11 protein-coding genes are annotated in these 12,858 nt (G+C 41.0%); 5 read left to right on the top strand and 6 right to left on the bottom strand.

Annotated features, from left to right (window positions below):
• Positions 1-416 precede the first annotated feature (416 nt).
• The 5 genes from DDZ16_RS06290 to DDZ16_RS06270 all read right to left on the bottom strand — a co-directional run bounded on the left by DDZ16_RS06290 (position 417) and on the right by DDZ16_RS06270 (position 6,582).
• Positions 417-1,751, bottom strand: a complete 1,335-nt coding sequence (locus tag DDZ16_RS06290; RefSeq protein ID WP_109263572.1) for a TolC family protein — start codon at positions 1,749-1,751, stop codon at positions 417-419.
• A gap of 209 nt (positions 1,752-1,960) precedes the next feature.
• Entirely contained in the window at positions 1,961-3,043 is a 1,083-nt protein-coding gene (locus DDZ16_RS06285; protein ID WP_109263571.1) for an efflux RND transporter periplasmic adaptor subunit, read from the bottom strand.
• Positions 3,044-3,139: 96 nt separating this feature from the next.
• Positions 3,140-4,420, bottom strand: coding sequence for an ABC transporter permease (locus DDZ16_RS06280; RefSeq protein WP_109263570.1), 1,281 nt, complete (start codon positions 4,418-4,420; stop codon positions 3,140-3,142).
• Positions 4,421-4,485: 65 nt separating this feature from the next.
• Positions 4,486-5,736, bottom strand: coding sequence for an ABC transporter permease (locus DDZ16_RS06275; protein ID WP_109263569.1), 1,251 nt, complete (start codon positions 5,734-5,736; stop codon positions 4,486-4,488).
• A gap of 114 nt (positions 5,737-5,850) precedes the next feature.
• Positions 5,851-6,582 carry an ABC transporter ATP-binding protein gene (locus DDZ16_RS06270; RefSeq protein ID WP_232526568.1) on the bottom strand — a complete coding sequence of 244 codons (732 nt, stop codon included), beginning with the start codon at positions 6,580-6,582 and terminating at the stop codon, positions 5,851-5,853.
• 333 nt (positions 6,583-6,915) lie between these two features.
• Here DDZ16_RS06270 and DDZ16_RS06265 point away from each other — a divergent pair, with 333 nt between their 5' ends.
• The 3 genes from DDZ16_RS06265 to DDZ16_RS06255 all read left to right on the top strand — a co-directional run bounded on the left by DDZ16_RS06265 (position 6,916) and on the right by DDZ16_RS06255 (position 10,070).
• The gene (locus tag DDZ16_RS06265; RefSeq protein WP_109263568.1) at positions 6,916-7,644 is read left to right on the top strand and encodes a M48 family metallopeptidase; all 729 of its coding nucleotides are present in this window, start codon (positions 6,916-6,918) and stop codon (positions 7,642-7,644) included.
• Between the two features lie 11 nt (positions 7,645-7,655).
• Complete coding sequence (gene dgt / locus DDZ16_RS06260) at positions 7,656-8,987, top strand: dGTP triphosphohydrolase (RefSeq protein WP_109263597.1); 1,332 nt, start codon at positions 7,656-7,658, stop codon at positions 8,985-8,987.
• Positions 8,988-9,344: 357 nt separating this feature from the next.
• Entirely contained in the window at positions 9,345-10,070 is a 726-nt protein-coding gene (locus DDZ16_RS06255; protein WP_109263567.1) for a DUF6261 family protein, read from the top strand.
• An 80-nt stretch (positions 10,071-10,150) separates the two neighbouring features.
• Here the strand turns inward: DDZ16_RS06255 and DDZ16_RS06250 are convergent, their stop codons facing one another.
• Positions 10,151-10,954, bottom strand: coding sequence for a hypothetical protein (locus DDZ16_RS06250; RefSeq protein ID WP_109263566.1), 804 nt, complete (start codon positions 10,952-10,954; stop codon positions 10,151-10,153).
• A gap of 436 nt (positions 10,955-11,390) precedes the next feature.
• On the opposite strand from DDZ16_RS06250, the gene DDZ16_RS06245 reads away from it, so the two are divergent.
• Complete coding sequence (locus DDZ16_RS06245; protein WP_109263565.1) at positions 11,391-12,443, top strand: glycosyltransferase; 1,053 nt, start codon at positions 11,391-11,393, stop codon at positions 12,441-12,443.
• A gap of 27 nt (positions 12,444-12,470) precedes the next feature.
• A complete protein-coding gene (gene rbfA, locus DDZ16_RS06240; RefSeq protein WP_109263564.1) occupies positions 12,471-12,809 on the top strand; it encodes a 30S ribosome-binding factor RbfA in 339 nt (112 codons plus the stop codon).
• Positions 12,810-12,858 lie beyond the last annotated feature (49 nt).

The following is a 12,858-nucleotide window of genomic DNA, read 5'->3' as shown; positions in this document are numbered from 1 at the left end:
TAGAAGTTAGAAGCTGGAAACTTTCGAAGTTAAGAAATTTTGATTCTTTTTGCGGCATATTTAAAAAACTAAGAAAATTATAAAAAACACGTTTTAAATGGTTTATGACTTTACTTAGATAAAAGATTTAAGATAAACCATATAGCATTGATAATCTGGAATTTAAAGCAAATGCATCTTTGGTTCCAAATAATTGATTTATAGCTTTTTACAAAAGTATAACGGACTATTGTTAGTATAAACAATTGTTTAAATATAAATAACTGACTACAAGTGCCCTATGAAAGTTTAACGGAGTATTGTTTTTAGAGTTATACAATAATTTGAGTTATTACTTCACAGGGAAAGTAAAAGCCCGCATCCAAAATTTTGGATGCGGGCTTTTTACGGTTCAAATTCAGGTGTTATTATTGATCTTATTCAAGAATAAGCGGTTCTCCGGTATAGAAATCCAGTATTTTGGTCCGCAATACATACTCGTATTTGGCCTGCAAAAAGTCCGATTGGGCTCTTATGTAATCCGAACGGGCTACACTATAATCTACAGGGCTTACGAGTCCTACTGAAAATTTCTTTTCGGTATATCGTAAAGATTCTTCGTATGAATCAACCGCTACCCTTGCAGAGTTGTACTTTTGAAAAGCAGCCTCTGCATCAGCGTAAGCTTGTTGAATTTCTTTGCGAAGCACTTGTTTTTCTTTTTCAAGCTCAAACTTGGCACTACGAATACTGAGTTCCGAGTTTTTTACATTGTTACGAACCGAAAAATTATTGAAAACAGGAATATTAATAGTTACGCCAATAAATTGGTTTGCATTATTGCGGAAGCGGCTATTGAAATCGAAGTTTTGCTCATCCTTGTATTTGGATACACTTGTGTTCCATCCTGCATCAAGAGAAAGAGAAGGGTATAATCTTCCTCTGGCAGCTTTTAAAGCATATTCATCGCTTTCTAGGTTATAACGCGAAGCCTCTATTTCTGGCATAATTTCCACTGCGGTATTAAAAAGGGTTGACGGCAACATTAAATCTTGTTCTCTTAGTTCGGGCATATCAGGATAAACAATATTAAAATTCCCTGGATCTTCGAGGTCAAGAGCCTGAGCCAAATTAAGAAGCGAGAGGGTTAAATTATTTTCCATCTGGGTTACATTAAGTGCTTCTCTGGCAGCTTGCGCCTGTATCTCCATAAGATTTCCTTCAGCAACCCGGCCTGCCTCAACTAACTTTTGGGTATTTTCGACCTGCTCTAATGCTACCTTATGTTGTTCTTTTGCTACCTCTAAAAGCTCTTTGTCGAATAATACCTGCAGGTAATATGCAGTTATATTTAAAGCCAGATCGTTTTTTGCAGCTTCTAATTCATTTTGAGCCGCTCTCCAATTGGCTTCGTTTTGTTTTACCTGATTTTGCAGAGCAAACCCCTGGAATAAAGGGACAGATGCTCTTACTCCCATGCTCCCGTACTGAAATCTTTGATTTCGATACTCGTTTGCTGTTTTGTCTAAAGCTCGGCCAAAGCTCAACTGATAACCCACACTCCCGTTGAGGGAGGGAACCCGGTCCAGCTTCTTCTGCTCATAAAGATTTTGTTGATATTCAACATTTATGTTTTGTTGTTTTATGGAAAGATTGTTTTCCCTGGCATAGTCAATACAATCTTTCAGGCTCCATTTATTGTTTTCCTGTCCCATTACTCCGGCCGAGGCCATTAGGGCTGCAAACAGGAGTATGATTGTTTTGTTTCTCATGGTATTAAATGTGTGTCTTGTGTGAGTTGTTTCATTTTGGTACAAGTTATTCCCTGAGGGTTTCTCAAAAGTATATAACCCCAAAGGTTTGTCATGTTGAGCGTAGTCTAAACATCCGTTTTTCAAGTGAAAAGATTCTTCGACAAGCTCAGAATGACGTCAAAATTGGACTTTTGAGACAACCTCCAATTAAGAGACTTTAGTAATGATTATGATTTGGGAACCTTTACTTTGTCTTCTTTGGTGATACCATCTTTTATTTCAATGTTGATGCCATCAGAAAGACCGGTTTCAACCACTCTTTTTTCAAATATCTGGGGGGAGGTCATAACTTCAACGTATGTAGAGTCATCTTTGAAAGTTATTAGTTTCTCTTTGATGGCCAGAACACTGTCGCGACGGTCAAGTACAATATCTGCCGTAGCACTGTATCCTGCTCTTACAAAGCTTCCTTCCTGCAGCTTAACAGCGGCTTTAATCTCAAACTGAATGGCTCCGTTTTCTTCAACCCCTTTGGGGGAGATAAATTCCAGGTTTGCTTTGAACTCCTCTTCATCAAGAGCTCCAATGGTCAGCAAAAGATTCATGCCTTCTTTGATTTTGCCAACCTCTGTCTCATCTACTTTCCCTTCAAAGACCATTTCACCCATATCAGCGACTAAAGCGACAGTTGTACCATCATTAAAGGTGTTACTTTTAATAACAGAGTTGCCAACTTCTACCGGAATGTCCAACACCATCCCTGTAGTGGTAGCGCGAATGAGAGTGTTCGTTTGTGCACCTGCTCTTTTAATGACCCCTTCTTTAATCAGTTCGAGGTTGTTTTGGGCCGATTCCAGGTCTTTTTCATAGGTCTGAAAGCTTAGTTTGTCGGCCAGGAACTGCGATTCGGGAATGACTTTGTTATCATACAATTCCTTTGAGCGATTGAATTCAATCCTGGCGTTTTCATAGGCCAAACGTGCTTTGTCCAGCCTTGTTTCAGCCTCATTTACCTGTATCATCTCAGGAATTATCTGGATTTTAGCTATCAGGTCGCCTTGTGTTACCAGATTACCGGGCTCTAAATAAATTTCGGTGATGATGCCCGATTCCTGAGGTTTAATCGCAATCTCTTTGCGAGGAACAATTGATCCTGTAGCCACCGTCTTTTTAATAATACTAGTCACCTCAGCTTGTTCCGTTTCGTAAACAACCGGTGATTTCTTAGTCTGTTTGTAAAGGTAAAAAACTACCCAGCCTACAAGGGCTACCAAAACAACGACCATTAGGATTCTGAGAAACTTTTTCATTTTGATCAGGTTTTTAAAGGCATTTGATGAGTGCCTGTATTGTTTGTTATTTAGTTTTCGATTTATCTCGGATTGCCGTAAGGCAGACTTTAATACTTATTCATGGTGCAGGGCTTCGATGGGTTTAATCTTAACAGCTTTCATCGCGGGAATGAACCCGGCGAAAAGGCCTACCAGAATGAGCATTATTAAAGCTGAAATGGCCAACGGGAGCCCGACTTCCGGGTTCATGAAGAACGTCATCTCATCGGGCGGTGCCTGGGCTTGCGCCGCAGTGATCGCCATATCGGTGAGGTGCAAAACCAGCGTACCCATGGCAAGTCCCAGGAATCCGGCTACGGTTGTCAGAAAAACTGATTCGGTTAAAATTTGTCCGACAATCAAGGCCGGCCGGGCTCCGATGGCTCTTTGAATGCCTATTTCTTTGGTGCGTTCCTTAACGACCACCAGCATGATGTTACTGACGCCTACTGCGCCTGCAATCAGGGTTCCGATACCTACTACCCATATAAGGATGTTGATGCCCAGAAAAGTGTATTCCATGGTTTGCAGTTCACTTTGAACATTGAATCCACCAATGGCTTCTTCATCTTCGGGCGATATTTTATGCTGTTTCCTCACAATAGGTTTGATGCGATCAACCAGTCCCTGAACATTAACTCCGGGTTTGGCGGTAAAGCCAAAAAAGTGCACCTGGTCACCATAGTTAAAGGATTGCTGCATCGTTGTAAATGGCAGATAAATGGTCTCTTTTTTGTTACTGCCAATGTTGATATTTGGGTTGTTCGATTTAAAAACGCCTACTACCATAAAATAGACTCCATTGATGCGGATATTAATGCCTACAGGATCTTCTCCCTCATCAAACATCACCTCATATACTTTTTCACCAATTATGCAGACCTTACGTTTAAGATCAATGTCTTCTTTGTTGATGTATCTGCCCCAGGGCATGGTGCAGGGGTCAATCTTTCTGTATTGGGGATAATCGCCCATAACATTAAAAGCGGCAGCTCTTTCCCCTCTCACTACGTTTTGTCCTTCCCGCAGATTCCATCCCTGAAGGCGGGGAGATAAAACATCAATTTCAGGTACTTCCTCAGTAATAGTCTGCATATCTGCATTGGTCAGATTCCATTGACGCCCTCTGTCGTATCCCTGATAGGCAACGGTTGTCCGGTTGGCCCACATAAAGGCACTGTTGGTGGCAAAATCCTTGAATCCATGGGTGACACCGTTGATTAAGCCATTGCCTGAGCCGGTCATTACAACCAGCATAAAAATGGCCCAAAACACACCAAAGGCAGTCAGGATGCTGCGGAATTTATTTTGTTTTATGGCATTGAATATTTCTTGCCAGCGGTCCAGATCAAACACGGTATTTAGCTTTTAATTTAACTGATTCGATTTTGTTTTAGGCTTTTTTTAGGGCTCACCTAATGCTATTCATCATGCAGGGCTTCGATTGGCTTAATGCCTGAGGCCCTCCTTGCCGGCACATATCCGGCAATTAATCCAGCCACAATCAGCACTACCAGGGCCGAAACTGCCACCGAAAGGTCGGCTGTAGGGTTATAGAAACTTCTTTCGATACCCGGGTTCCCCTCTGCAATGTTTTGAAGTACCATCGATACTGCTGCCAGGAGCCCCATACCTGCTACCAGGCCAAAAAATCCTGAAAGAGTGGTTATAAACACGGATTCTGAAAGTACCAGGCGGATAACAGACCATGGCGTTGCACCTATAGCCTTGCGGATGCCAATCTCTTTGGTGCGTTCTTTTACCAATATTATCATGATATTACTGACACCAACAATTCCTGCAATGATGGTCATGATGCCAATGACCCATACGAAGATGCGAATGCCCATAAAAACACCTTGTGCTTGTTTGAAATGCTCAAGTGTATTCCATATTCCCAGGGCTTGTTTGTCCTCTGGGGCAATGCGATGTCGTTTCATCAGGGTGGAGCGGATGGCTTCTTCAACGCGTTTGTTTTCAGCTACGGTAAGTGCGTTGGTGGAAACGGCCAGCTGATTTAATCGGTTTCCGCCGTTAAATACACGTTGGGCTGTTTTTACAGGAATGTAAATTTGTTCATCGTCTCTTCTTTCGGGGTTGATGAAGGTACCTACAACCATAAAAGGAACTTTATCGATGTGGATGTATTTTCCAATAGGATCTTCTTCTTTGAAAAGGGCCTTTTTGACGGGCACAGAGATGATCGCTACTTTTCGGAACTGCTCCAAATCAATTTTGTTGAGGTACCGGCCTTGCTCCATATCCACAATCTGGATGTGTTGAAATTCCGGCATGACGCCTTCCAGATCATAATCTCCGTATTCGTTTTTGTAGGTCACAGTTCCACTTCCCCAAAGGCGAAATCTTCCTGATATATTCGAAAGGTCATCATTGAACTGGTTGACCAGCATGTCATAGTCTTCATCGGTGAATTGAATCCTCCGGCCTGCCTGCAGACCTTCATGCGCAACCTGTGTTTGCCGGCTCCATATCCATAGGGCATTTTTGGCGGTTCCGCGAAAATTGTTTTCCATCCCATGCTGAAGTCCATTTCCCGATCCCAGCAATAATATGAGCATGAAAATACCCCATGCCACACTGAAACCTGTCATGATGGCCCTGAGTTTATTCTGTTTGAGGGTCGAGAATATTTCCTGGAATGCGTTAAACATAGTCTTTGAATATTGATTTTTTATTGGCAGTTTATAGAGTGCATGGCATGGTGAAAAGGTGCGTCAAAAAAACCTTTATCATTGCATGTGCACCATTTGTGGCTGACAATATTTTTAAGTTGTGGAAAAAACTTCACTGGATGCAGCAGCTTGAAAATGTCCGTTCTTTTTGTTCATTTCAATAATGCCGTCGCGAAGTCTGATAATTCTTTGAGTGCGATGGGCGATGTCGTCCTCGTGAGTAACTATGATTACGGTAATGCCCATTTTATTGACTTCCTGAAGGATGTCCATTACTTCATAAGAAGTTTGAGTGTCAAGTGCTCCTGTAGGCTCATCGGCAAGAATTACCTTTGGCTCCGATATTAGTGCCCGTGCAATGGCAATTCTCTGTTTTTGACCACCGGAGAGTTCTGAAGGCAGGTGATTGGCCCACTCTTTAAGTCCAAGTCGTTCCAAATATTCCAATGCCTTCTGGTTACGTTTTTTGCGACTGATGTTTTTGTAATAAAGCGGCAGCGCAACGTTTTCCATGGCATTCTTGAAAGAAATAAGATTGAACGACTGAAAAATGAAACCAATGTAATTGTTTCGGAACCTGGCCGCCTGAGTTTCGTTCATCTTCTGAATCTTGATGTTATCGAGAAAGTAATCTCCCCGATCATGTCCGTCAAGAATTCCCAGTATATTCAAAAGAGTAGACTTACCAGAACCAGAGGACCCCATAATACTGACCATCTCCCCGGCCTTTATGTCCAAATCAATCCCTTTAAGAACGTGGAGTGCACTGGTTCCCATCCTGTAGGATTTGTGCAGGCCTTCAACTTTAATAATACTATTGCTCATGGTACCTGGTTTTGTGTGGTTTTGCTCTGATCTCATATCAATTGATTTGCCAAAGTCTTTAATGCTCAGAAATACAGTTGTTTGTGATTGTGGGGCTTTTCTTTTTAATATTTAAAACTGTCTGTTTTTGCGACAAGGGTTGTCCGTTATCGAACATTTTGATGATAAAACAATGCATGATTAATGTTTTTTTGGTAACAAATTGCTTAAATAGGTGATGTTTTTCTAAGAAAGAATAACTTCAGGTGCGACGCCTGAGTGGGGATAAACGTTACAGCAAAACCTGAAAAAGGTTGTTTGGGGGAAAAATGAAATACTTAACTTTGCGTTTAAATGGCGATAAAAACCTCACTTATAGAAATAGAAGGGCTGGGGCCTGTGCTTTTTAAATCGGACAGTCGTTGTAAGCGTCTCTCAATCCGGCTAAAGCCATTCGAGGGTATTACAGTGATGTTCCCACCCGGATTCTCTCCCAAAAAAGCGTTGGCTTTTGTAGAAGAAAAGCACCAATGGATATTAAAAAACCTGGAGAAAATCGAAAAACATGAAGGTCAGAAAACGATTTTTGATGAAAAATCTGTTTTCAGAACCAGTAGTTTTGAATTGAAAGTACAGAAGCATCAGGCTGAAACCATTCGCATGACGCTTAACAACGGAATACTGAGAGTTGCTTATCCCCATTTTGCAAATGTTGCCGATTCCAAAGTCCAGGATGCCATACGTGAAGGCATTGAAAGGGCCATGAGAATTGAGGCCAAACTTGTTCTTCCTCAGAAAGTGCATCAATTTGCCCACCGTCATAACTTCTCCTACAAAAAAGTATTTGTAAAAAATCTAAAATCAAGATGGGGGAGCTGTTCAGCAGTCAATAATATCAATCTGAATCTTCAATTGATGAGGTTGCCCGAATACCTGATTGATTACGTGGTGCTTCATGAACTGTGCCATACTGTGGAGAAAAACCATGGTCCGGGATTCTGGCGATTGATGGATAGAGTTACCGGAGGTAAAGCACGGGTATTGGCTTCAGAAATGAAAAAACATCGGACAACCATTTATTGAAAGTAAAAGATATGGATTGGAAAAACCTGTTATCAACCAAGCGAACCGGCCAGTCAGTAAGACCGGAGCATCATGATCGTACTCAGTTTCAACGTGACTATGACCGTTTGATTTTTTCCTCGCCTTTCAGAAGAATGCAGGATAAAACCCAGGTTTTTCCTTTACCCGGGAGTGTGTTTGTGCACAACCGGTTGACTCATAGCTTGGAAGTGGCCAGTGTTGGTCGCTCCCTGGGCAGCAATGTTGCCAGATTTTTGCACGATCTTTATGGAGGTGATCTTCCTCTGTCACAAGAACTTGGTTCTGTAGTAGCTGCTGCTTGTCTGGCCCATGATATGGGGAATCCTCCTTTTGGACACTCCGGGGAGAAAGGCATTTCAGATTTTTTCAAGCATGGAAAAGGGCAGTATCTGGAAAAGGAAGTGAATAATTCAGAAGTGTGGGACGACTTTTTGGATTTCGAAGGAAATGCCAATGCATTAAGGGTGCTTACTCATAAATTCTCGGGCCGTCGTAATGGAGGCTTTGCTTTAACCTATACCACTGTTGCTTCTATCGTAAAGTACCCTTATTCCTCAGGGAACGAAAATCTCAAGAAATACGGCTTTTTTCAGTCAGAAAAGGAAATGTATTTGGATATAGTTCGGGAATTGGGGCTTAAGGAATTATCCCCCGGTGTTTTTGCACGTCACCCGCTGGTTTATCTGGTGGAAGCTGCTGACGATATTTGCTATCAGATTATGGACATAGAAGATGCTCATAAACTGGGAATCTTGTCAACTGAAGAAACCAAAGACCTGCTGTTGTCTTTTTATGATTCTTCTGATGATCGTGATGCTTTAAGCAAGATTGAAGGGGTGAGCAGGGAAGTGACCGATACCAACGAGCAGATTGCTTATATCAGAGCAGGGATTATTGGTAAACTGGTAGGGGCTTGTACCGATATTTTCATTAAAAATCATGATGACATTTTAGCGGGTAAGTTTCATGGAGCTTTGACCGACAAACTGGATGGAGCCATGAATGTTGCTATGAAAAAATGTGCAAGGGTAGGATTTAAACGTATTTACAGAGATCCTTCGGTAGTTGAGATAGAAATCGCCGGTTTTAAAATTCTCGGTACCCTTCTGGATGAATTCATTAAAGCAGTTCTTGAGCCAAAGCATTATTATTCAGGATTATTGTTGCCTTTCATTCCTGATCAATATCGGGTTTCAGATGATGCCCCCGTACATCTTCGCATACAAACGGTGATTGATTTTATTTCAGGGATGACGGATGTTTATGCCCTTGATTTATTCCGGAAGATCAGTGGTACCGGCCTGGAAGGAAAGGGGTTCTAGTGCCAAGTCAAGCATAGTCTGACGGCCCAAGCCTTGCTCTTTCTACCTTGTGCTTCCCCAAAAAAAGACTCACGTAGCTACGGCTATGCTTACTTTTTTGTTGACTTGCACAAAGTGAAAAATAGCGGCGGCTTACCCGACATTCTACATTTGACTTGACACCAGTCGAATATCAACCATCCTTGGCAACACCTTTAATTATTATCTTTTTTAAGGGTTTTGTTTAACAATACTTTGTATTTTGAAACCTTTTTAGTCAATAATCGTAAAATTATGAGGTTTACAGCTTTTTCATCATTCGAAAAGGCTGATTTTTTCTGATTAGTATTAACGGTTTTATTCCTAAGCCCAACAATTATGCTAAAAGCCCTTAATTTTTCAAATCTTTTATCGTTTGATTTATACGACCTTGCAAGAATATCACTGCAGGTTTTTGATCACTGTCCGTCACATCGGTCAACCTTACTTCCTTTTGTTGAAGATGTGAGAGAGAGTTTGCAGACATATGAATTGACGTTTCAACGAAGAGTGATTAGTAGTGTGATGGAGCGAAAAACTTTACAAGCCAGTAAAAGGGATGAAGCTTACATTGCATTTGTTCGTTTTGTTGAAGCCTCCTGTCACCGGTTGTCGGGTAAACATAGTGTACTTGGAACAGAATTATTGTCGGTGCTTCAAAAGCATACCTGGCAGTCCAATAATGATGGCTATCAGAGACAAATCACAGGTCTGCCCCGTCTGATTAAGGAGTTGGATTTATATCATCTTGAGACGATTGAGCAACTTGGGGCTTCGGATTGGTTTGATGAATTGGTACGTGCCCAGAATGATTTTGACTCTCTTAGTGATGAAAAGAAAATAGGAGCTTTTAAAGAAATATCCGTTCGCGAAACCAGGCCGCTCCTCGAGAACGCCCTAAGGTCTCTCTTTTGGATAACCGACCGGCTTTATCAGTCGGCTCCGGATGAAGACCTGGGTAAATCTGTGGCAAGTCTGAATAGTGTTGTAAGAAAACTTACGACAAAGGTAGAACGGGAGATCTGTTCAGAGGTTTTTGGCAAAATGAGTGCAATGGGGAGTTGATCTGAAGCGTTCAATAGAATTGTATTCCTGTAGAAAAATCTGCAGGAACTTTTTTTGCTAATATCCGAACAAAAAAATGGCTACTGTTTTATCCCTTTTGTTTTTCTGGCTTTACTGATGCGTCGGTAAGTGGCTCCTGCAAAGCGCTCGCTTAATTCGTCAATGAGTGACGCATGCTTTTCTAATTTGAGGAGTCCCTCCCAGTCTTCCTCCTCTTCGAGCTGTTTCGAAAGAGCCGGAATTAATTTTTTTGAAAGACTGATGTCGAATTCGTTAAGTAAATCATATTTTTTGAAGACTTCAGATACCAACTGATGGTCATTCAGGATTTGCAGATAATCGTTTGATGCAATTTCCTCTTTTTCCAGTATTTTTTCTCTGTCTTCCAGTTTTCTCAGAGCGGTTAATATTTCTTCTGTTGCATTGTCAGATAAACCCACTGGAATAAAGGCAAATGTTTTCTGCTGAGAGTTGTCTACGTCGCCGCTTGTGGGAATCAATCCAAAGGCAAAAACAGCTCCGTTGTGCCACACAGTAATGGAATTGCTTAATCGGCGGTTTTTCTCAATATGACCAATTAAATCATTGTCATTTACGAAAATATCCACATTATATTTATCATGCTCGTCAGGTCTGACTTTTGCTTCTCCCCGGAAAAACCCCGATAACTTAATATCGTGATAAGCCTTTATTTCTACTTTTTTTATGCCTTTAGTTTTGTATAGAGTACTGGCCGGAATGTTGGGTTTGGCTGGAGACCTCTTGGGGCTTTTTTCAAAAAAAGGAGTCTTTTCGGCTCTGTTTCTTAAACGAAAAAAGGCAAACGCTGCAGCCGACAGTAATGTCCCTGCCACGGAGAGAAGAATAGGTGTCTTTTTGTTCATATGTTTAGAATTGTCATTTAACCTGATTAATTCAAGCGTAGAACTATTGAAAATTAAAAGAAATTAATTTTTCCCATTTTTCAGGATCTAACCTACCTTATTCACAAATAATCTATTCCGATGTCCATCTATCGGCAAAATACAACCGTCCTCAATAAAATGGATTTGAAAATAATCCATTATTTCCTGCATCCATTTTATTTGCGGTTGATTGTATTTCTTGATATTTGAACATCTCATAACGATAATTCATGAATAAAGCAGGCTAATTTTCCACAATAGTTTTTCTATCAGAAAATTTATTAATTATCAGTGTTATGTGCAAGTTATAAATTATTGATCGTAATAATTGATTATCGCTGATCTCTATTTCGGGGAATAGAGTGTTGTTTATATTTTTCAGTAGTTTTGATGAGCTTTTATAAGGAAAGATTTTATGAGAATATTGTTCATCTGTTCAGCAAAAGTTTGGGGTGGAAATGAAAAATGGGTCGCTAATACTATGGAGGGCCTGCAAAATCGCCATGACGTTTTTTTCCTGGGGAGAGCACCTCATTTACAAGAACAATTTGGAAGTAATATTCCATCTTTTTGGGCACCTTTCAGGTCTGTTTTTGATTGGGAAACCCGGAAGATCATTCAAGATATAGTGCAGGAAAATGAGATTGATGTTATTGTTTCAACCAAAAAAAAGGAATATTTTCTGGCGGGACTTGTTGCCCGGGGTATGAGGATAAGACATGTTTTGAGATTGGGGATTGTGCGGAAGATGCGAATTCCTTTCTGGAGCCGGTTGGTTTATCAAAGGTTAAACGATGGGATTATTGTCAATGCCGGAAAAATAAAAAATCAACTTCATAAATACAGATGGATGAAAAACCATCCCGTAAAAGTAATCTATAACGGTCTGGACGAAAGATGCCGTAAAGATAAGGCTACCAATGAAGAAGCAGGTGGTTTTCTGATTGTCTCGACCGGGATGCTGACCCGCCGAAAGGGCTTCAATGTTTTAATTGATGCTATTGCCGGGCTTCCCGAGCAATACCAAAGAAAGCTTCAGCTCCATATTTTAGGAGAGGGTCGGGAAAAAGAGAATCTTAAAAAACAAATTCAATTCAATAGATTGCAGGATGTGGTTTGCTTGGAAGGTTTTAATGACCCGTTCCCCTGGTTGAAACGTGCTGGTCTTTTTTGCCTGCTGAGCCGCAATGAAGGTGTTTCAAATGCACTATTGGAAGCGATGAGTTGTGGCGTTCCTGTGCTCACAACTGATGCAGGTGGCTCGGGCGAGTTTATAAATCATGGGGAAAATGGATTTTTAACTCCCGGGAAACCACATTTGGTTGCCGGACAATTAAAGCAGATCCTGGATATGCCCTCGGCAAAATTACTGAAGATTGGGAACAATGGAGAGCAAACTGTGAAGGCCTTGTTTAACCACAAAAGGATGGTAGAGGAGGTGGAATCGTTTTTGCATAATTTTGCCTAACTTCGTACAGTTAAAACAAAATAGAATATGGATACTACCCGTCAGAAGAAGATAGGAAGGCTCATTCAAAAAGATATGAGTGAAATGTTTCAGCGCGAAGTGAAGGAATTTTCGCTGGGGTCGCTGGTGTCGGTAACAGTGGTGCGGGTTACCCCCGATTTGGGAATTGCCAGGGTTTATTTGAGCATTTTCCCACCTGACAGAAAAGATGAAGTTTTCAACAACATTAAGCAACACGCTTCACAAATACGCTTTACCCTTGGTCAAAGGGCCGGCAAGCAATTGAGAGTAATCCCTGATTTGGAGTTCTACATTGACGACAGCCTGGATTATATTGACAATATTGATCGCCTTCTTAACGAATAATCAGGATAAATTTTCCCTTCGTTCAAGGTCTTTCACGACTTTGAGTTTA

The sequence above is a fragment of the Marinilabilia rubra genome, assembly GCF_003121985.1.
Classification (GTDB): domain Bacteria; phylum Bacteroidota; class Bacteroidia; order Bacteroidales; family Marinilabiliaceae; genus Marinilabilia; species Marinilabilia rubra.
Note: the sequence above shows the minus strand (reverse complement) of the source record. Positions and strands in the feature narration are given on the sequence as shown.